This window comes from Streptomyces sp. AK02-01A, from assembly GCF_033795305.1.
Classification (GTDB): domain Bacteria; phylum Actinomycetota; class Actinomycetes; order Streptomycetales; family Streptomycetaceae; genus Streptomyces.
This window is the reverse complement of sequence record NZ_JARBAE010000027.1, coordinates 1-20,773: the sequence shown is the minus strand read 5'-3', so window position 1 is coordinate 20,773 and position 20,773 is coordinate 1. Positions and strand designations below refer to the sequence as shown.

The following is a 20,773-nucleotide window of genomic DNA, read 5'->3' as shown; positions in this document are numbered from 1 at the left end:
CCACGAGAACCACGTAGTACGACAGGAGTCCGTCATGCTGTTCTGGCATGTTCCCGCGCCCAACGAGGCAATGCTCATATCCGGCTCCAAACGTCAGGCCCAGGACACCCAGTTCCGGATCGTCACCGGACACGGAAGCTTTGTCCTTCCCGTGAAGCAGAAGGCCCGCATGCTGTCCCTGGCTCTGCGGGAGGCGGAGATCGTCGAGGACTGCGTCACACAGCAGGGCATCCGGCTCAGGGTCCGTGCGGTATCCGTGTTCAAGGTCGGCGACGACGCCGTGTCGATCGCCAACGCCGCCCGGCGATTCCTCGCGGAGCAAGAACACATGGAAGAGCTGGTGGGCCGCATCTTCGCCGGTCACCTCCGTTCCATCATCGGCGGTCTGACCGTCGAACAGATCATCCGCGAGCGCGACCGGGTCGCCCAGGAAGTGAAACAGGGCAGCCACAGCGAGATGGAGAAGCTCGGCATCGTCGTGGACGCGCTGCAGATCCAGGAGATCGACGACGCGACCGGCTACATCGACAATCTGGCGGCGCCGCACGCGGCCGCGGTCGCGAGCCAGGCGCGCATCGCGCAGGCCAAGGCGGACCAGGAAGCCGCCGAGCGCGAGCAGCAGGCAGCCGCGCTCAAGGCGGAATACGAGCGGGACACCTCGATCAAGCGGGCCGGCTTCCACGCCGAGACGGAGCAGGTCAACGCGCGCGCCGCGCAGGCGGGACCGCTGGCCGAGGCCAGGGCCTCGCAGGAGACCATCGAGGAGCGGACCGCGCTGGCGCGGCGTCAGGCACTGCTCGCCGCGCAGCGGCTGGAGGCCGAGGTCAGGCGTCCGGCGGACGCCGAGGCGTACCGGCAGCGCACGCTGGCGGAAGCGGCCCGTGACCGGGCGAAGTTCGAGGCGGACGGCGGCGCGTACAAGGAGCGTGCCATCGCCCAGGCACAGGCCGACGCGAACACCGCCCGTGCCGCGTCCCTGAAGGACGGCAACCAGGAACTCATCGCGGCCAACCGCATCGTGGAGAACCTGCCGGCGCTGGCGGAGGCGGCGGCCCGGGGCATGTCCGGTGCGAATCTGACGGTCCTCAACGGCACCGACGGCGTGAACGACGTGGCGGCGGGTCTGGTGGGCCAGGGCATGGCCATACTCGATTCGCTCAAACACGGGACGGGCGCGGCCGGTACGCCCCCGAACGTGAACGGAAAGGCGGCGCTCCGCGTCACCGAGTCCACGTGACCGCACGCCCGCCGGTCCCAGGACAGGGACGCCGCGGCGTCACCGCGCCGACGGCGCTCCGGTCAGTTGCCGCGCGAGGCGATCATCCCGATGGTGATCAGGCTCAGCACCACCCATCCGAACCAGAGCCAGCCGTTGCTGCCGAGCGCCGCCGTGTAGGCCGTCACCAACACCAGCGCACCGACGGTCACCACACCCATGGTCTTCGTGGATCCGGACATGACTGTCCTCCTCCCGGCCGGGGCGGTGAAGGCCGTCGTCGCCCGTGAAGGCCATACTCGCCCGTGACGGCCGGTTCGCGCTACCGGCTCCGGGCCTGGAGCGAGGCGAGATAGTCGTTGTACGCCGCCAGCTCCTTGTCACCGTCCCGGTCGGCCGCCCGGTCCGAGCGCTTCGCCTGCCGCTGCTCCGAGCGGTACCACTGATAGACCAGGGCGATCAGGACCAGCACGGACGGGATCTCACTGAACGCCCAGGCGATGCCGCCGGCCGCGTTCTGGTCCGTCAGGGCGTCGATACCGAGCGAGGCCGGAGGATTCCGGTACGTGTCGACCATCGGCTCGCTCGCCATCATCAGCGCGATGCCGAAGAAGGCGTGGAACGGCATTCCGGCGAAGAGCTCCAGCATCCGCATCACATAGCCGGGCCGGTGCGGTCCCGGGTCGACGCCCATGATCGGCCAGAAGAAGATCAGGCCGACCGCGAGGAAGTGCACCATCATCGCGACATGCCCGGTCTTCGACCCCATGAGGAAGTCGAAGAGCGGCGAGAAGTACAGCCCGTACAGACTCGCGATGAACAGCGGAATGGTGAAGGCGGGATGCGTGACGATCCGTACGTACCGGCTGTGCAGCAGCGCGAGCAGCAGTTCACGCGGGCCCTTGCGGCCACGGCCGGCGACCGGCAGCGCACGCAGGGCCAGCGTTACCGGCGCGCCGAGCAGCAGCAGGATGGGAGAGACCATGCTGATCACCATGTGCTGGACCATGTGCACGCTGAACATGACCATGCCGTAGTCGTTCAGCCCGGTGCACATCACCAGGGCCACGGTCAGCACACCGAGCGTGAACGCGACGGTGCGGCCGGCCGGCCAGCCGTCACCGCGTCTGCGCAGCCGCACCACACCCCAGCCGTAGAGGGCGAGCCCGAGCAGAGAGCCGAACAGGAAGAAGGCGTCCGGAGAGTATTCCAGCGCCCGTCCCAGCGTGAACGGCGGCAGATCCATCGTCATGCCGTGCCCGCTGTGATCCATCCGTGCGCTCCCGGGGACGTCCTGAGGTGTACCGGCATGATTCATGCCGTGTTGTCCGCACCAGACTAGAACCGCCCCCGGACGCTGCCGCGACCGGGGGCGGTTCGCCGGTCGCGGCAGCGTCCGGGGGCCGGAGACCCGTGAGGATCAGAGCACGCACTCCGCCTCGGCGTAACGCTCGGCGGGCACCGTCTTGAGCGTCTCCACGGCCTCGGCCAGCGGAACCATCACGATGTCCGTGCCGCGCAGCGCCGTCAGCATGCCGAACTCGCCGCGGTGCGCCGCCTCGACGGCGTGCCAGCCGAAGCGGGTGGCGAGGACCCGGTCGTACGCCGTCGGAGTGCCGCCGCGCTGGACATGGCCGAGTATCACCGGCCTGGCCTCCTTGCCGAGCCGCTCCTCCAGCTCGACCGAGAGCTGCCGGGCCACGCCCGCGAAGCGCTCGTGGCCGTACATGTCCTTGCCGCCCTCGTCGAAGTCCATCGAGCCCTCGCGCGGCTTGGCGCCCTCCGCCACCACCACGATCGCGAACCGCTTGCCGGCGGAGAAGCGCTTGCCGACCAGCGTCGCCAGCTCACCGATGTCGAAGGGCCGCTCCGGCACGACGATGGCGTGGGCGCCGGCGGCCATGCCGGAGTGCAGCGCGATCCAGCCGGTGTGCCGGCCCATGACCTCGACGATCAGCACCCGCTGATGGGACTCGGCGGTCGTCTTCAGCCGGTCGAGCGCGTCGGTCGCGACACCGACGGCCGTGTCGAATCCGAACGTCACGTCGGTCGACGGGATGTCGTTGTCGATGGTCTTCGGTACGCCGACGATCGGCAGGCCGGCCTCGGAGAGGAGATGAGCGGCCTTGAGCGTGCCCTCGCCGCCGATCGGGATGATCGCGTCAAGACCCAGATCGGCCACATGACCTCTGGCACGCTCCACGCCGTCCCGCAGATGCGCGGGCTGCACCCGGGACGAGCCGAGAATGGTGCCGCCGCGGGCGAGGATGCCGGCGACCGCGTCCAGGTCGAGCTTGCGGTAGTCGCACTCCAGGAGGCCCTTCCAGCCGTCGTGGAAGCCGATCACCTCGTCGCCGTGGTCGACGACGGCGCGGTGTACGACGGACCTGATCACGGCGTTGAGGCCGGGGCAGTCGCCGCCTGAGGTGAGCACACCAATTCGCATTGCCCGGAATACCTTTGCAAAGTGGGCCGACGGCCGGACACCGTCGTCCGGCCAGATCGCCGCCACCCTACCGGCGTGTGGCGGCGGGACCGAACCCGGCGTCCGACTGCTGGACACGCCCCGGAGGGCGTCAGGCGGGCTGGACCGCCGCGGCGACCCGCTCGGCGCGCAGCGCCTCGTACCAGCGGTCGTCCGTCGGCGGCAGCGCGTTCACATCGAGGGCCAGCTTCAGCAGCAGGTCCGCGATCTGTGGATTGCGGGCCATCACCGGGCCGTGCATGTACGTACCGAAGACGGTGTCGTTGTACGCGCCCTCCGTGCCGTCGCCCGTGCCGTTGCCGCGGCCCAGCTTGACCTTGGCGAACGGCCGCGCCGTCGGGCCGAGATGAGTGATGCCCTGGTGGTTCTCGAAGCCGGTGAGCTGCGGCAGGTTCAGCCGCGGGTCGATGTCGGCCAGTACGTCACCGACGCACCGCTCGCCCTCGCCGCGCGTGGAGACCACATCGAGCAGTCCGAGGCCCGCCTCGCGCTCGCCCAGGTCATTGATGAACTCGTGGCCGAGGATCTGGTATCCGGCGCAGACCGAGAACACGATCGCGCCGTTGGAGACGGCCCGGCTGAGCCCGCCGTCACGGCGCAGCCGCTCCGCGGCCAGCCGCTGCGGCCGGTCCTCGCCGCCGCCGATCAGATAGATGTCGCCGGAGGTCGGCACCGGCTGGTCGCTGCGCACATCCACCCGGGTGACGTTCAGGCCGCGCTGCCGGGCCCGGCGCTCCACCACCAGAGCGTTGCCCTGGTCTCCGTAAGTGCTCAGCAGGTCCGGATAGATCCACACCAGACGCAGACCGTTGTCGCTCATGCTCGCTCGTCTTTCAGAGGTGTTCGTCATGGGTCCGTGCGCTCTCAGTTGCCCACGCGACGGCGCAGGTCCTGGAATGACGTGTAGTTGGCGATCGCCTCGATCCGTCCGGGCGGCGCCATCTGAACCGCTTCGTCGGGCGTCTCGCAGACCCGGAAGTCCAGCCCGGCGACTTCGAGACGCACGGCGAGGTCCAGCTTGCGGTCGCCGATGACGAAGATCGGATGGCCGGCCAGCCGGGTGTAGTCGACGTCCCACAGCCATGAGGTGTCCGTGCCGTCCGCGCCTCGGGCGTTGACCGCGAGGATGACCGGGGTCGGCGGCGGATCGATGAGCGAGAACGTCTCCAGCCAGCCCGCCGGGTTCTTGGCGAGCAGCAGCCGCAGATCACGGCCGAGGAAGGACACCACGTCGTACCGGCCGGCCACGGCCTGCACCTGGTACATCCGCTCCAGCGCCACCTGCGGTGGCACCCCGAAGGTCGCCGCGACGGCGGCGGAGGTGGCCGCGTTCGCCTTGTTGGCGCGGCCGGGAAGCTGGAGATGGATCGGCCAGGCCGAGCCGTGCGGGTCGAGGACATGGTCGCCGTGCAGGGCCCAGCTCGGTGCGGGTCTGCGGAAGCCGCACTCGCCGCAGAACCAGTCGTCGCCGGGGCGCTGCATCACACCGCCGCAGGAGGGGCAGGACCAGGCGTCGTCCTTCCACTCCTGGCCCGCCGCCACCCAGACCACATTGGGCGAGGAGGAGGCGGCCCAGACGATCAGCGGGTCGTCGGCGTTGGCGATGACGACGGCCTTCGTGCCGGCCAGACCCTCGCGCCACTTCTCCGCGAGCATGCGGGTCTCCGCGGCGCGGTCGAGCTGGTCGCGGGAGAGATTGAGGAGCGCGATCGCCTTGGGTGTCGTGTCGCGTGCCACACCGGCGAGGTACTTCTCGTCCACCTCGATGACGCCGTACTTGGCGTCGGAACCGCCCGCGAGGGCCGAGGTGATGCCGGCCGGCATATTGGCGCCGAGAGCGTTGGACACCACGGGGCCGGCGGCCCGCAGGGCCTCGGCGATCAGCCGCGTCGTGGTCGTTTTGCCGTTTGTCGCCGAGACCAGGATGACGTCAAGATGCTGCGCCAGCCGCCCCAGCAGATCGGGGTCGAGTCTGAGCGCCACCTTGCCGCCGATCACCGATCCGCTGCCGCGCCCGGCGGCGCGGGACACCGCCGCCGCGGCCTTGCCCGCCGTCACGGCCAGCTTCGCTCGCGGCGACAGCGGCTCCGTGTTGCCTGACATCGTCCTTGGTCCTCCTCGCATCGGTCCGGGGTCAGCCTATCGAGATCCGGCCAGCGGCCCGAACCGCGGCACCGGGCAGAAGGCGGAGGTCACCTCGGACCGTACCCTGACCGTCATGCGAAACCGTCCGATCCCCGGCAGTACCGGGCGAGTACGAGCCATGAGAATGCTTGGTGATCCGGTGCTCCACGCCCCGGCCGAGCCCGTCACGGACTTCGGTCCCGAGCTCGCCGCACTGGTCGAAGATCTGTTCGCGACCATGTACGCCAATCGGGGTGTGGGTCTCGCCGCGAACCAGATCGGCGTGCCGCTGCGGGTCTTCGTATACGACTGTCCCGACGACGAGGACGTCCGTCATCTCGGACACCTCGTCAACGCGCGGCTGACCGAGGCGGACGGCATCACGCTGCGTGGCCCCGAGGGCTGTCTCTCGCTGCCGGGCATCGAGGCCGGGACCGAGCGGTTCGACCGTGCCGCGGTGGAGGGCCTCACGGCGGACGGAGAGCCGGTACGGGTCGACGGCTCGGGCTTCTTCGCGCGCTGCCTCCAGCACGAGTGCGACCACCTGGAGGGCCTGGTCTATCCCGACCGACTGACCGGATGGCGCCGGTCCAGAGCGCTGCGGGCCGCGCGCCGGGCGCCCTGGTCCGCGGCCGTGCCGTAGACCGGACCGGGACCGCCGGTGCGCGGGCCGTCCCGGCCCCTGGCGCGGCGGCGGGCCGTTCAGAATCCCGGCCCGCCGGCCCGGTCGCTGACTCCGGCCAGCCGGCCCCACAGCAGATCCGCCAGGCTGCGCACCAACTGCTCACGTGGGCAGGGACGTTCACCGAGCCACCAGTCACCGGCGGCGTGCATCATGCCGACAATGCCGTGGCCCCAGACCCGGGCGAGCTGCTCACTGCCCGGGCCGAGGTCGACCCGCTCCTCGATGACTTTGGCGAGTTCCTCTCCGAGACGGCGCAGCAGCGGGGCCGAATGGCGGCCCACATCGAAGCCCTGTTCAGGCAGTTGGGTGTCTTCGGCCGGATGCATCAGAAACCGGTAGACCTGTGGGCTCGCCTCGATCGCGGCGAGATAGGTGTCGAGCGTCGCCTCGACCCGCTCGCGCCGCTCGGCCGGCGCGTCGAGCGCGGCCCGCAGCGCGTCGAGCAGCGCGTCGGTGTGGCGCTTGGCGAGCGCCCGGTACAGCCCGCCCTTGTCGCCGAAGTGACGGTAGAGAATCGGCTTGGTGATGCCCGCCTCGGCGGCGATGGCGTTCATGGAGGCGTGCGGGCCGTCCCGCAGGACCACCCGGTCCGCGGCTTCCAGGAGCTGGCGCCGCCGCTGCCGCGCCGATCTCTGCTGCTCGGCCTGCTGTGTCGTCTCCATGGAGTGTCTCCCCGCCCGTGCGATTGCGTGACGCCTGGGCAACGTAACACCCTGCCCGCTGCCAATGCTGATCAGCCCGTGGCCGGTTGACATCTCCTACTTGCGAGTAACAGACTGCCGTTACCGTAAGTAACACATGTATGTGACGTAGTGCTGGAGGGGAACATGACCGAGTTCACGCTCGATCTCAACGACGACCAGAAGCAGATCCGTGACTGGCTCCACGGTTTTGCCGCCGACGTCATCCGCCCGGCCGCCGCCGAATGGGACGAGCGCGAGGAGACCCCGTGGCCGGTCATCCAGGAGGCCGCGAAGGTCGGCATCTACTCCCTCGACTTCTACGCCCAGCAGTTCTTCGACCCGACGGGCCTCGGAATCCCGATGGCGATGGAGGAACTGTTCTGGGGTGACGCGGGCATCGCCCTGTCGATCGTCGGTACGGGCCTCGCGGCCGTCGGCGTCCTCGCCAACGGCACCGACGAGCAGATCGGCACCTGGATACCGCAGATGTACGGCGACGACGACAATGTGCTGGTCGCGGCCTTCTGCTCCTCCGAACCCGACGCGGGCTCCGACGTGGCGGCCATGCGTACCCGCGCGGTGTACGACGAGGCGAAGGACGAGTGGGTGCTCAACGGCACCAAGACCTGGGCGACCAACGGCGGTATCGCCAATGTCCATGTCGTGGTCGCCGTCGTCGACGCCGCGCTGGGCTCGAAGGGCCACGCCTCCTTCATCGTCCCGCCGTCCACTCCCGGTCTCGCGCAGGGCCAGAAGTTCAAGAAGCACGGCATCCGCGCCTCGCACACGGCCGAGGTCGTCCTGGAGGACGTCCGTGTTCCCGGCCACTGCCTGCTCGGCGGCAAGGAGAAGCTCGACGAACGCCTCGCCCGCGCCCGCGAGCGCGCGGCGGCTCCCGGCGGCGAGCGAGTGAAGAACGCGGCCATGGCCACCTTCGAGGCGTCCCGGCCGGCGGTCGGCGCGATGGCGGTCGGCACCGCCCGCGCGGCGTACGAGGTCGCGCTCGACTACGCCAGGACCCGTAGCCAGTTCGGCCGGCCGATCATCGACAACCAGGGCATCGCCTTCCAGCTCGCCGACATGCGTACGCGGATCGACGCGGCCCGGCTGCTGGTGTGGCGGGCCTCCTGGATGGCGGCGACGGGCAAGCCGTTCACCTCGGCGGAGGGCTCCATGTCCAAGCTGTACGCCAGTGAGACCGCGAAGAAGGTCACCGCTCAGGCGGTGCAGATACTCGGCGGCAACGGCTTCACCCGTGAATACCCGGTCGAACGCATGCACAGGGATGCCGCGATCTACACGATCTTCGAGGGCACCAGCGAGATCCAGCGGCTGGTGATCGCCCGCACCCTGTCGGGCATGCCCATTCGATAGCGGCACTCGGCGGCGCGGCACTGACAGAGACTCAGACGTTCGACGGGTGACCCGGGCCCGGCCACGAAAATCGACGCGCCCGCCCTGTCGAGGGGCGGGCGCGCTCCGTACCGGTCCTGGCGCTTCCCGGTCAGCCGGGAAGCTGTGCCTCGATCGCCGCGACGACCTCGGGCGCCTCCGGCTCCGTACGCGGCCGGATCCGGGCGACCACCTCGCCTTCCGGGGAGAGCAGGAACTTCTCGAAGTTCCACTCCACGTCACCGGCCGTGCCTCCGGCGTCGGCGGTCTTGACGAGCTCCGTGTACAGCGGATGCCGGCTCTCCCCGTTCACATCCGTCTTCTCCAGCAGCGGGAAGCTGACGCCGTAGGTCGCCGAGCAGAATGTCTGGATCTCTTCCGCGCTGCCGGGCTCCTGGCCCGCGAACTGATTGCAGGGCACGCCGAGAACGGTGAAGCCCCGGTCGCCGTACTTCTGCTGAAGCCGCTCCAGAGCGGCGTACTGCGGAGTGAGGCCGCACTTGGACGCGACGTTGACCAGTAGCACGGCCTTGCCCCGGTACGCGGCCAGGGAGGCGGGCTCACCGGTGAGGGTGCGCAGCGGAATGTCGTACAGGCTCATCAAGGTCTCCTCGGTGACGACGCTCTCAGGCCCATTGTGGACCCGTGGGCCCGGCCGGCCGACAGGTGGTCGGAGGTCCTATGTCCGGTCGCCGTGCCGCCGGAAGAGTCCCTCCTGCACCACCGAGACCAGCAGCCGGCCCTCCCGGTCGTAGATCCGGCCACGCGCCAGACCACGGCCGCCGGTCGCGATCGGCGACTCCTGGTCGTACAGGAACCACTCGTCCGTACGGAACGGGCGGTGGAACCACATGGCGTGGTCGAGCGACGCCATGTCGAAGCCCCGCGGTCCCCACAGCGGTTCGACCGGGATACGGACCGCGTCCAGCAGCGTCATGTCGCTCGCGTACGTCAGCGCGCAGGTGTGCACCAGCGGATCGTCGCCCAGCGGGCCCACCGCGCGCATCCACACCGCGCTGCGCGCGTCCGCGTCCTTGATCTCCTCCTGGGTCCAGCGCAGCCGGTCCACGTATCTGATGTCGAAGGGCTGGCGTCTGGCCATTCGCTCCAGGGACTGCGGCAGCAGACCGAGATGCTCACGTACCTCGTCGGCGACCGTGGGCAGCGTCTCGGGGTCCGGGAAGTCGAGCCGCGGCGGGAGCTGGTGTTCTATGCCGCCGCCCTCCGGACGGTGGAAGGAGGCCGTCAGATTGAAGATCGTGCGGCCCTGCTGGACGGCGCTGACCCGGCGAGTGGTGAACGACCGTCCGTCCCTGACCCGCTCCACCTGATAGACGATCGGGACACCCGGCCGTCCTGGCCGCAGGAAGTACGCGTGCAGCGAGTTGACCGGGCGGTCGCCGTCGGTGGTGCGGCCGGCCGCGACCAGGGCCTGGCCCGCCACCTGACCGCCGAAGACCCGTTGCAGTGACTCGTCGGGACTGCGGCCGCGGAAGATGTCGACCTCGATCCGCTCCAGGTCGAGCAGATCGACCAGCCGCTCGGCGGGGTTGGTCATGGTTCGGTGTCCTCCTGTCTCGGAACGTCCTGGCGGATGTCAGAGCTGGCCGACGGCCGTGACCCGCACGACGGCGCGGCCCTCCTCGTCGGAGGCCGCGAGATCGACCTCCGCGCCGATGCCCCAGTCGTGGTCGCCATGAGGATCGGCGAAGGTCTGCCGGACCCGCCACAGGCCGTGCTCCGGGTCCTCCTCGATGGCGAGCAGCTTCGGGCCACGGGCATCGGGACCGGTGCCCAGGTCCTCGTACTCGTCCCAGTACGCGTCCATCGCCTCGCCCCAGGCGTCCGCGTCCCAGCCCGACTCGGCGTCCATCTCGCCCAGTTCGCCGACCTTGTCCAGTGCGGCCAGCTCGACCCGGCGGAACATCGCGTTGCGGACCAGCACCCGGAAGGCGCGGGCATTGGCCGTGACCGGCCTGACCTGGTCGGCCTTCTCCTGAGCCTGCTCGGCGGTCTCCACCTCCGGATTGGCGAGCTGCTCCCACTCGTCGAGCAGACTGGAGTCGACCTGACGGACCATCTCACCGAGCCAGGCGGTGAGATCCTCCAGGTCCTCGGATTTGAGGTCGTCCGGAATGGTGTGTTCCAGCGCCTTGTAGGCGCCCGCCAGATAGCGCAGCACAATGCCCTCGGTACGAGCCAGCTCGTAGAAGGACGTGAACTCGGTGAAGGACAGCGCCCGTTCGTACATGTCGCGGATCACCGACTTGGGAGAGACCGGATGGTCACCGACCCATGGATGGCTGGTGCGGTACGTGTTGTAGGCGTGCACCAGCAGCTCTTCGAGAGGCTTCGGATACGAGACGTCCTGGAGCCGCTCCATCCGCTCCTCGTACTCGACACCGTCCGCCTTCATCGCCGCGACGGCCTCGCCGCGCGCCTTGTTCTGCTGCGCGGCGAGAATCTGCCGTGGATCGTCCAGTGTGGATTCCACGACCGAGACCATGTCCAGCGCGTACGACGGCGATTCGGGGTCCAGCAGCTCGAAGGAGGCCAGGGCGAAGGTGGACAGCGGCTGGTTCAGCGCGAAGTCCTGCTGGAGATCGACGGTGAGCCGGACGATACGGCCCTCCGCGTCAGGGGTCTCCAGGCGCTCCACCACTCCGCCGTCCAGCAGCGAACGGTAGATCGCGATGGCCCGCCGGATGTGCCGTAGCTGCTGCCTGCGCGGCTCGTGATTGTCCTCCAGCAGATGGCGCATCGCCTCGAAGGCGTTGCCCGGCCGCGCGATGACCGACAGCAGCATGGTGTGGGTGACCCGGAAGCGGGAGGTCAGCGGCTCGGGATCGGAGGCGATGAGCTTCTCGAAGGTCGTGTCCGACCAGGCGACAAAACCTTCGGGCGCCTTCTTGCGCACCACCTTGCGGCGCTTCTTGGGATCGTCGCCGGCCTTCGCGAGCGCCTTCTCGTTCTCGACGACATGTTCCGGCGCCTGTGCGACGACCAGACCGGCCGTGTCGAATCCGGCACGTCCCGCGCGGCCCGCGATCTGGTGGAACTCCCGCGCGCGCAGGGTGCGTACCCGGTTGCCGTCGTACTTGGTGAGCGCGGTGAACAGCACGGTACGGATAGGCACGTTGACGCCGACGCCGAGTGTGTCCGTGCCGCAGATGACCTTCAGCAGACCGGCCTGTGCGAGCTTCTCCACCAGCCGGCGGTACTTGGGCAGCATGCCCGCGTGATGCACACCGATACCGTGCCGTACATAACGGGAGAGATTGCGGCCGAACTTGGTGGTGAAACGGAAGCTGCCGATCAGATCGGCGATCCGGTCCTTCTCCTCGCGCGTGCACATGTTGATGCTCATCAGGGACTGCGCCCGCTCGACGGCCGCGGCCTGAGTGAAGTGCACGATGTAGACCGGCGCCTGTTTCGTCTCCAGCAACTCGGTCAGCGTCTCGGTGATCGGCGTGAGGCGGTACTCGTACGACAGCGGGACAGGACGCGTCGCGGACCGTACGACGGACGTCGGCCGGCCCGTGCGGCGGGTCAGGTCCTCTTCGAAGCGGGAGACATCACCGAGGGTCGCCGACATCAGCACGAACTGGGCCTGCGGCAGCTCCAGGATGGGGATCTGCCAGGCCCAGCCGCGGTCCGGCTCCGCGTAGAAATGGAACTCGTCCATCACGACCTGGCCGATATCGGCGTACTTGCCGTCACGCAGCGCGATGGACGCCAGCACCTCCGCGGTGCAGCAGATCACCGGTGCGTCGGCGTTGACGGAGGCGTCGCCGGTCAGCATGCCGACGTTCTCCGTGCCGAAGAGCTTGCACAGGTCGAAGAACTTCTCCGAGACCAGTGCCTTGATCGGAGCGGTGTAGAAGGTGACCTTGTCCTGTGCCAGCGCCGTAAAGTGCGCACCCGCCGCGACCAGGCTCTTTCCCGAGCCGGTGGGCGTGGACAGAATCACATTGGCCCCGGAGACCACCTCGATCAGCGCCTCCTCCTGAGCCGGATAGAGCGTGATGCCCTGGCCCTCGGTCCAGGAGGAGAAAGCCTCGAAGAGGGCATCGGGGTCGGCGTCCGGCGGCAGCTGATCGATAAGGGTCACGCCCCCATCTTGCCTGTCTTCCCCATGGATCCGGGAACCGGACGACCGGCCGAAGATCACGGACGATACGCTGCCTCGTCAACTGGGCTTCACCACAACTGCAATGGGGCGGGTACGACCATGATGGGACCGGCACACTCTCTGTCTGGGGCAGCGGCCTGGCTGGGGGTGGGCGCCGCGGCGGCCGCCGCCGACCACGCCATGCCATGGCCGGTCCTGGTCGTCGGGGCCCTGATCTGTGCGGGCGCCGCACTCGCTCCCGACCTCGATCACAAGGCGGCGACGATCTCGCGGGCGTTCGGCCCGGTGTCGAAGCGGATGTGCGAGATCGTCGACAAACTGTCGTACGCCGTCTACAAGGCGACCAGAAAGCCCGGCGACCCACGCCGGAGCGGCGGCCACCGCACACTGACGCACACCTGGCTCTGGGCGGTCGCGGTCGGCGGCGGCGCGTCGCTGCTGGCGATCACCGGCGGGCGCTGGGCGGTGCTCGGCATTCTCTTCGTGCATCTCGTGCTCGCGGTGGAGGGACTGCTGTGGCGGGCCGCGCGAGTCTCCAGCGATGTTCTTGTCTGGCTGCTCGGAGCGACCAGCGCCTGGATCCTGGCCGGCGTCCTGGACGAGCCGGGCAACGGCGCGGCCTGGCTGTTCACCGGCCCCGGCCAGGAGTACCTCTGGCTGGGCCTGCCGATCGTCCTGGGCGCTCTGGTCCATGACATCGGCGACGCCCTGACCGTCTCCGGCTGCCCGATCCTGTGGCCCATACCGCTGGGCCGCAAGCGCTGGTACCCGCTCGGCCCGCCGAAGGCGATGCGCTTCCGGGCCGGTGCCTGGGTGGAGCTGAAGGTGCTGATGCCGGCGTTCATGCTGCTCGGCGGAGTGGGCGGAGCGGCCGCTCTCGGCTTCATCTGAACGCGGCGCCGCGCCGCCTGACGGGCCGGGGCCGGTGACGGTTTCCGCGTCACCGGCCCCGGCCCCCATGAGCCCGGACGAGACCCCCGTACCCGTCCGGGCTCTGTCCGTGCCCCGTCGTGCTCAGTCGTGCTCAGTCGTGCCAGGACCGCCACAGCGCCGCGTACGCGCCGTCCGCCGCCACCAGTTCGTCGTGGCTGCCCAGCTCGCTGATCCTGCCGTCCTCGACCACCGCGATCACATCCGCGTCATGCGCGGTGTGCAGCCGGTGCGCGATCGCCACCACCGTACGGCCGTCCAGCACCCGGGCCAGCGAGCGCTCCAGATGCCGGGCCGCGCGCGGGTCCAGCAGGGAGGTCGCCTCGTCCAGCACCAGGGTGTGCGGATCCGCGAGAACCAGCCGGGCCAGCGCGATCTGCTGAGCCTGCGCCGGAGTCAGCGCCGCACCGCCGGAGCCGACCTCGGTGTCCAGCCCCTTGTCCATGGCCCGCGCCCAGCCTTCCGCGTCGACGGCGCCCAGCGCCGCCCACAGCTCGGCGTCCGCCGCGCCCGCGCGGGCCAGCAGCAGATTGTCACGCAGCGAGCCCACGAACACATGGTGCTCCTGATTGACCAGAGCGACATGCTCCCGCACTCGCTCCGCCGGCATCCGGGACAGCTCCGCGCGGCCGAGAGTGACATGGCCCTGTCGCGGGCCGTAGATGCCCGCGAGCAGCCGGCCCAGTGTCGACTTTCCGGCACCCGAAGGACCGACCAGCGCGAGCCGGGTACCGGGACTCACGTCCAGCGTCACCCGGTGCAGCACGTCGACGCCCTCGCGATAGCCGAAACGCACCCGGTCCGCGCTGACGTCCCGGCCGTCCGGGACGACCGACTCGTCGCCCGCGGCGGGCTCGATGTCCCGTACTCCGACCAGCCGCGCGATGGACACCTGGGCCACCTGGAGCTCGTCGTACCAGCGCAGGATGAGACCGACCGGATCCACCAGCATCTGGGCGAACAGCGCGCCCGTGGTGAGCTGACCGACCGTGATCCAGCCCTGGAGGGCGAAGGAGCCGCCCATCACCAGCACGGCCAGGAAGATCGTCGTATGGGTGAGGTTGACGGTCGGGAACAACACCGAACGGAGCCACAGCGTGTACCGCTCCCACGCGGTCCACTCCTTGACACGCTGCTCCGACAGCGCGACCCGGCGCCCGCCGAGACGGTGCGCCTCCACGGTCCGTCCGGCGTCGACCGTCTCGGCGAGCATGGCCGCGACCGCCGCGTATCCGGCGGCCTCCGAGCGGTACGCCGACGACGCCCGCTTGAAGTACCAGCGGCATCCGATGATCAGGACCGGCAGCGCCAGCAGCACCGCGAGCGCCAGCGGCGGCGCGGTGACGGTCAGCGCGCCGAGCAGCAACAGCGCCCATACGAGGCCGATCGCGAGCTGTGGTACCGCCTCGCGCATGGCGTTCGCCAGCCGGTCGATGTCGGTGGTGATCCGGGACAGCAGATCGCCGGTGCCGGCCCGCTCCAGCACGCCGGGCGGCAGCCCGACGGCCCTGACGAGGAAGTCCTCGCGCAGATCCGCGAGCATCTCCTCGCCGAGCATCGCACCGCGCAGCCGTACCAGCCGTGTGAACACCGTCTGGATGACGAGCGCGACCGCGAACACCGCGGCGATGCGTTCCAGATGCAGCTCGCGCGCTCCGTCGGAGAGGTCCTCGACGATGCCGCCGAGCAGATACGGGCCGGCCATCGAGGCGACGACCGAGACGGCGTTGACGGTGACGAGCAGCGCGAACGCCTTGCGGTGCCGGCGCAGCAGTCCGCCCACATAGGCCCGTACGGTCGCGGGAGTACCGACGGGCAGGGTCGTGGCCGACACCGGAGCCGCCGGGTCGTAGGCCGGTGGCGCGACGCCGATCATGCTGATTCCTCGATCTCTTCCCGTGCCCGCACCGCGGCCGGCGCCATCAATTCCTCTTGTCTCACCGTCTGTTCCGGCTCGGTCTCACGTGTCACGACCGCCCGGTAGCCGGCGTCGCTCCGCACCAGCTCACGGTGCGAACCGACCGCCGAGACCTGGCCCTCGTGCACGAACACCACGCGGTCCGCGCGGTCCAGCAGCAGCGGCGAGGAGGCGAACACCACCGTCGTACGTCCGGTCCGCAGCGCCTTCACGCTCTCCGCGATCCGGGCCTCCGTGTGCGAGTCGACGGCGGACGTCGGCTCGTCGAGGACCAGCACCTCCGGGTCGGTGACCAGCGAACGGGCCAGCGCCAGCCGCTGCCGCTGTCCGCCGGACAGCGAGCGGCCGCGTTCCGTGATCCGGGACCGCATCGGGTCACCGGTGCCGTCCACCGACGCCTGCGCGAGCGCGTCGAGGACATCCCCGCACTGGGCGGCGGCCAGCGCCTTCGGCGCGTCGACCGCGCCGGAGGCCGGCACATCCAGCAGCTCCGCCAGCGTGCCCGACAGCAGCACCGGGTCCTTGTCCTGGACGAGCACGCTCGCGCGGGCCGCGTCCAGTGGCAGATCGTCCAGCGCGACCCCGCCGAGCAGCACGGACGGAGACTTCTCCTCCTCGGCCGCATGGCCTCCCAGACGCTCGGCGAGCCGTCCCGCCGCGTCCGGATCGCCGCACACCACGGCGGTCAGCAGGCCGGACGGCGCGAGCAGTCCGGTGGCGGGGTCGTACAGATCCCCGGTCGGCCGGGCGTCGTCGAGGCCGCCGCGCTCGCTCTCGTACGAGGTCCGCTCCAGCGACAGCACCCGGGCGGCGCGCTTGGCCGACGGCCGTGAGAAGGAGTACGCCATGGCGATCTCCTCGAAGTGCCGCAGCGGGAAGAGCAGCAGGGTCACCGCGCTGTACACGGTCACCAGCCCGCCGACCTCGATACGTCCGTCCAGGGCCAGAGTGGCGCCGTACCAGACGACCGTGATCAGCAGGACGCCCGGCAGCAGGACCTGGATCGCGGAGATCAGCGACCACATCCGGGCGCTGCGGACGGCGGCCTCGCGTACCTCCTGCGAGGCGGCGCGGTAGCGGCCGAGGAACAGCTCCTCGCCGCCGATGCCGCGCAGGACCCGCAGTCCGGCGACGGTGTCGGAGGCGAGTTCGGTGGCCTTGCCGGCCTTCTCGCGCTGGATGTCGGCCCGCTGGGTGGCGCGCGGGAGCAGCGGCAGTACGGCGAGCGCGAGCACCGGCACACCAAGAGCGACCAGCCGCCCGAGCTCGGGCAGATAGATGACCAGGCCGACGCAGATCATCACGATGGCGATGGCGGCGGCGAGGAAACGCGAGAGCGCCTCCACGAACCAGCCGATCTTCTCGACGTCGCCGGTGGAGACGGCGACGACCTCGCCGGCGGCCACCCGGCGGGTCAGCGCCGAGCCCAGCTCGGCGGTCTTGCGGGCCAGCAGTTGCTGGACACGCGCGGCGGCGGTGATCCAGTTGGTGACGGCGGAGCGGTGCAGCATGGTGTCGCCTACGGAGATGGCGGCGCCGAACAGCGCGATGAGGCCGCCGGAGAGCGCGAGCCGGCCGCCGGAGCGGTCGACGACCGCCTGGACGGCGAGCCCGGCGCCCACCGAGAGTCCCGCGATGCCGGTGAAGTGCAGCAGGCCCCAGGCGAGTGCCTTGAGCTGGCCGCCGAGCTGGTTGCGTCCGAGCCACAGCAGGAACCGTGGGCCTGACCGAGCGTCGGGGATCCCTGGATCGGGATAGGGAAGGTCGCGAATCTGCATGATGTCCCATGACTCGTGGAGTGGCCCAAACCGTGCAAGGTTCACCTTCACGGACCGCCAGGGGCAATCGATTTTCTCCGCGAGGATCCAGATCGAGCCAGCCGGAATGATCCGGACGGCAGAGAGGATTCACACGGTGCGCGGCGCGTGCGCCTCGCGTACGGCCTCACTCCGGACCTCACCTCGCCGACCGTGGAGCGGGCGCCGGACCGCTCGGTGCCGGTGGATGATCAGTCGCCGGGGAGAGCCGCGCGCGCCGGCCCCGGCGGCGGCGTGGCACGTCCCTCGGCACCGCTGTCGCCGTCGGCGTCCTCGTGGCCGGCCCGGTCCTCTCGCTCCTCCTGGCCTTCTCGCTCCTCTTGGCGCCGGCCCGGTGCGCAGTGGCGTTCATGACCTCCGTCGACCAGAGTCGAAAGTAGTCCGCCCAGCACCTCGCGCTGTTCCGTGGTCAAGGGAGCCAGGATGTCCTCAGCGGCTGACCTGCGCGCACCGCGCAGCGCTCGCAGAGTCGCCCGGCCGGTGTCGGTGAGTTCGATCCGCACGACCCTGCGATTGGTGGGATCGGGGACGCGCCGCACCGCGCCGCTTCCCTCCAGCCCGTCGACCAGGCTGGTCACGGCGCGGGGCACCACTTCGAGACGCTCCGCCAGATCGGCCATGCGCGGCGGCCGGTCGTAGAACGCGACGGTACGCAGCAGCCGGGCCTGCGCCGGGGTGATGCCGATCGGCTCCATCTGCCGCTTCTGGATGCGGTGGAGCCTGCGGGTCAGCCTGAGCAGTTGCTCCGCCAGCAGACCGTCGGCGTCGGGGGTGTCCATGCCGGAATAATATCAGGACAAGGGTCATTGTGAACATAGGTAACAATGGGCTAGGCTCTCTGAGGTCTCCGGGGTGTCAGCCCTTCCGCACCTCAGCCCAGGGCACTCGTCCGCCGCCTCCGCCGAATGCGTTCTCTCCGCCGAGTTCATCGCTCAGTCGAGTCCATCGCATCCGTCGAACCCGTTGACGGTGCCGAATCCGTCGAACCTCTCGAACCTCTCGAAGGAGCCCATGAAACGCGAACCATCCACCTGGACACCGTCGCCCCGGCCGGACGGTCCGGGGCAACCGGAGCCGCCCGCCCAGTTGCGGCGCATCTTCGGTCTCTTCCGCCCTTACCGCGGCCGGCTCGCCGTCGTCGGACTGCTCGTGGGCGCTTCGTCGCTGGTCTCGGTCGCCTCGCCGTTCATGCTGCGCGAGGTCCTCGACACCGCGATACCGCAGGGCCGTACCGGACTGCTCAGTCTGCTCGCCCTCGGCATGATCCTCACCGCGGTCGTCAACAGTGTCTTCGGCGTACTGCAGACACTGATCTCGACGACAGTCGGCCAGCGGGTCATGCACGATCTGCGCACCGGCGTATACACCCAGCTCCAGCGCATGCCGCTCGCCTTCTTCACCCGTACCAGGACGGGAGAGGTCCAGTCCCGCATAGCCAACGACATCGGCGGCATGCAGGCGACCGTGACCTCCACCGCGACCTCCCTGGTCTCCAACTTCACGGCCGTCGTCGCCTCGGTCGTCGCGATGCTCGCGCTGGACTGGCGGCTCACCGCCGTCTCGATGATCCTGCTTCCGCTGTTCGTCTGGATCAGCCGCAGGGTCGGCCGGGAGCGTAAGAAGATCACCACGGACCGGCAGCGGCAGATGGCCACGATGGCCGCCACCGTCACGGAATCGCTCTCGGTGAGCGGCATCCTCCTCGGCCGCACGATGGGACGGGCCGACTCACTCACCACATCCTTCTCGAACGAGTCCGAGCGGCTCGTCGACCTGGAGGTGCGCTCCAACATGGCGGGGCGGTGGCGGATGTCGACGATCGGGATCGTCATGGCCGCCATGCCCGCCGTCATCTACTGGGCCGCGGGCATCGCGCTGCACGCCAGTGGCAGCGCTGTCTCCATCGGTACGCTCGTCGCGTTCGTCTCGCTCCAGCAGGGCCTCTTCCGGCCCGCCGTGAGCCTGCTCTCCACCGGAGTGCAGATGCAGACCTCGCTCGCGCTCTTCCAGCGCATCTTCGAGTACCTCGATCTTCCCGTCACGATCACCGAGTCCCGGCGGCCGGTCAAGCTCGGCAAGGTCCGCGGTGAAGTGCGGTTCGAAGGTGTCGACTTCAGCTACGACGACAAGGACGCGCAGACGCTCAAGGGCATCGATCTGACCGTCCCGGCAGGCGGCAGCCTCGCCGTCGTGGGGCCCACCGGCTCCGGCAAGTCGACCCTCAGCTATCTCGTGCCCCGGCTGTACGACGTGACCGGCGGCCGGGTCCTGCTCGACGGCGTCGACGTGCGGGAGCTGGAGTTCGACACCCTCGCCCGCGCCGTCGGTGTCGTGTCGCAGGAGACCTATCTCTTCCATGCGTCCGTGGCGGAGAATCTGCGCTTCGCCAAGCCGGAAGCCACCGACGAGGAGATCCGGACGGCGGCCCGCGCCGCCCAGATCCACGACCACATAGCCTCACTTCCCGACGGCTACGACACGCTGGTCGGCGAGCGCGGATACCGGTTCTCCGGAGGCGAGAAGCAGCGGCTGGCCATCGCCAGGACCATCCTGCGTGACCCGCCCGTCCTGATCCTCGACGAGGCGACCAGCGCGCTGGACACCCGTACCGAGCATGCCGTGCAACAGGCCATCGACGCGCTCTCGCAGGGGCGCACCACGATCACCATCGCGCACCGGCTCTCCACCGTCAGGGACGCGGACCAGATCGTGGTCCTTGACGCGGGGCGGATCGCCGAGCGGGGCACCCATGACGAGCTGCTCCGGCAGGACGGCCGCTATGCCGCCCTGGTCCGCAGGGACAGCCGGCCGGCCGGCGCCGGCGCTCCGGCATCCGAGGGCGTCGGAGCACGCGACGGCGATTCGATATCCGGTGACGACGTGACACCGGCTGAGGACCTGGCGCCGGTCGCGCCCTGAAGGCCCTGAGCCGGCCTGAAGCGGTGTGATTGATCGAGATAGTTGTCACTCGAAGCGGTAGTCGAGCTGGGGCTTTGAGCGGTTCTGGTCTCTGTGGTTGTCACCATTTGGTCGTTCAATCTGTCACTAGCTGTATTGACCCGTGAGGTTGGGGACGCGGCTGGCGGGTGGTTGGCCTTTGAGCGCGGTGTGTCCGCGGTGGTGATTGTAGGTGTGGAGCCATGCGGGGTAGGCGTCGCGTCGTTCGGTCTCGGTGCGGTAGGTCTTGGCGTAGGCCCACTCGTCCAGCAGGGTCCGGTTGAGCGTTCGACTTTCCCGTTGGTCTGGGGCCGGTAGGGCCGGGTGCGCTTGTGTGAAATGCCGTGTGCGGCACGGGTGTCGCGCCAGTGGTGGGATTTGTAGCGGGCGCCGTTGTCGGTCAGGACGCGCTGGACGGTGATTCCCGCGGCGGTGAAGAAGGCGTGGGCCCGCT

The 20,773-nt window shown here is 69.6% G+C and carries 16 protein-coding genes and 2 pseudogenes; 5 read left to right on the top strand and 13 right to left on the bottom strand.

Annotation, left to right across the window (positions count from 1 at the left end; translation table 11 throughout):
- Positions 1–34 precede the first annotated feature (34 nt).
- Positions 35–1,237 (top strand): SPFH domain-containing protein, encoded by a 1,203-nt coding sequence (locus tag PV679_RS23235; RefSeq protein WP_319682297.1) that lies wholly within the window; start codon positions 35–37, stop codon positions 1,235–1,237.
- 62 nt (positions 1,238–1,299) lie between these two features.
- Here PV679_RS23235 and PV679_RS23230 read toward each other — a convergent pair whose 3' ends face one another.
- The 5 genes from PV679_RS23230 to PV679_RS23210 form a co-directional block, all read right to left on the bottom strand.
- Complete coding sequence (locus PV679_RS23230; protein WP_319682296.1) at positions 1,300–1,458, bottom strand: hypothetical protein; 159 nt, start codon at positions 1,456–1,458, stop codon at positions 1,300–1,302.
- Positions 1,459–1,538: 80 nt separating this feature from the next.
- Entirely contained in the window at positions 1,539–2,489 is a 951-nt protein-coding gene (locus PV679_RS23225) for a cytochrome c oxidase assembly protein (RefSeq protein ID WP_319682295.1), read from the bottom strand.
- 147 nt (positions 2,490–2,636) lie between these two features.
- Positions 2,637–3,662 (bottom strand): 6-phosphofructokinase, encoded by a 1,026-nt coding sequence (locus PV679_RS23220; protein ID WP_319682294.1) that lies wholly within the window; start codon positions 3,660–3,662, stop codon positions 2,637–2,639.
- 130 nt (positions 3,663–3,792) lie between these two features.
- Positions 3,793–4,521, bottom strand: a complete 729-nt coding sequence (locus PV679_RS23215) for a type 1 glutamine amidotransferase (RefSeq protein ID WP_319682293.1) — start codon at positions 4,519–4,521, stop codon at positions 3,793–3,795.
- Between the two features lie 44 nt (positions 4,522–4,565).
- Entirely contained in the window at positions 4,566–5,804 is a 1,239-nt protein-coding gene (locus tag PV679_RS23210) for a Mur ligase family protein (protein ID WP_319682292.1), read from the bottom strand.
- A 115-nt stretch (positions 5,805–5,919) separates the two neighbouring features.
- Between PV679_RS23210 and def the strand changes: the two genes are divergently transcribed.
- Positions 5,920–6,468 carry a peptide deformylase gene (def, locus tag PV679_RS23205; protein WP_319682291.1) on the top strand — a complete coding sequence of 183 codons (549 nt, stop codon included), beginning with the start codon at positions 5,920–5,922 and terminating at the stop codon, positions 6,466–6,468.
- A 59-nt stretch (positions 6,469–6,527) separates the two neighbouring features.
- Here def and PV679_RS23200 read toward each other — a convergent pair whose 3' ends face one another.
- Complete coding sequence (locus tag PV679_RS23200) at positions 6,528–7,172, bottom strand: TetR family transcriptional regulator (RefSeq protein WP_319682290.1); 645 nt, start codon at positions 7,170–7,172, stop codon at positions 6,528–6,530.
- A gap of 165 nt (positions 7,173–7,337) precedes the next feature.
- Here PV679_RS23200 and PV679_RS23195 point away from each other — a divergent pair, with 165 nt between their 5' ends.
- The gene (locus tag PV679_RS23195) at positions 7,338–8,567 is read left to right on the top strand and encodes an acyl-CoA dehydrogenase family protein (protein WP_319682289.1); all 1,230 of its coding nucleotides are present in this window, start codon (positions 7,338–7,340) and stop codon (positions 8,565–8,567) included.
- A gap of 130 nt (positions 8,568–8,697) precedes the next feature.
- Here PV679_RS23195 and PV679_RS23190 read toward each other — a convergent pair whose 3' ends face one another.
- From PV679_RS23190 to PV679_RS23180, 3 genes are all read right to left on the bottom strand, one after another.
- Positions 8,698–9,186, bottom strand: coding sequence for a glutathione peroxidase (locus tag PV679_RS23190; RefSeq protein ID WP_319682288.1), 489 nt, complete (start codon positions 9,184–9,186; stop codon positions 8,698–8,700).
- A 78-nt stretch (positions 9,187–9,264) separates the two neighbouring features.
- A complete protein-coding gene (locus PV679_RS23185; protein WP_319682287.1) occupies positions 9,265–10,143 on the bottom strand; it encodes an acyl-CoA thioesterase II in 879 nt (292 codons plus the stop codon).
- 39 nt (positions 10,144–10,182) lie between these two features.
- Positions 10,183–12,756 (bottom strand): DEAD/DEAH box helicase, encoded by a 2,574-nt coding sequence (locus tag PV679_RS23180; RefSeq protein WP_319682286.1) that lies wholly within the window; start codon positions 12,754–12,756, stop codon positions 10,183–10,185.
- A gap of 60 nt (positions 12,757–12,816) precedes the next feature.
- Between PV679_RS23180 and PV679_RS23175 the strand changes: the two genes are divergently transcribed.
- On the top strand, positions 12,817–13,608 hold the full coding sequence (locus PV679_RS23175; protein WP_319682285.1) for a metal-dependent hydrolase: 792 nt from the start codon (positions 12,817–12,819) through the stop codon (positions 13,606–13,608).
- A gap of 133 nt (positions 13,609–13,741) precedes the next feature.
- On the opposite strand, the gene PV679_RS23170 is transcribed toward PV679_RS23175, so the two are convergent.
- The 3 genes and pseudogenes from PV679_RS23170 to PV679_RS23160 all read right to left on the bottom strand — a co-directional run.
- A complete protein-coding gene (locus PV679_RS23170; protein WP_319682284.1) occupies positions 13,742–15,523 on the bottom strand; it encodes an ABC transporter ATP-binding protein in 1,782 nt (593 codons plus the stop codon).
- A complete protein-coding gene (locus tag PV679_RS23165; protein WP_319682283.1) occupies positions 15,520–17,343 on the bottom strand; it encodes an ABC transporter ATP-binding protein in 1,824 nt (607 codons plus the stop codon). The genes PV679_RS23170 and PV679_RS23165 overlap by 4 nt, the downstream gene beginning before the upstream one ends.
- A 377-nt stretch (positions 17,344–17,720) precedes the next feature.
- A pseudogene (locus tag PV679_RS23160) lies at positions 17,721–18,161 on the bottom strand (MarR family winged helix-turn-helix transcriptional regulator); the annotation flags it as partial.
- Positions 18,162–18,393: 232 nt separating this feature from the next.
- Here PV679_RS23160 and PV679_RS23155 point away from each other — a divergent pair.
- Positions 18,394–20,301: an ABC transporter ATP-binding protein gene (locus PV679_RS23155; protein WP_319682281.1), complete on the top strand. Its 1,908-nt coding sequence runs from the start codon at positions 18,394–18,396 to the stop codon at positions 20,299–20,301.
- Positions 20,302–20,427: 126 nt separating this feature from the next.
- Here the strand turns inward: PV679_RS23155 and PV679_RS23150 are convergent.
- Positions 20,428–20,773, bottom strand: a pseudogene (locus PV679_RS23150) (integrase core domain-containing protein); the annotation flags it as partial.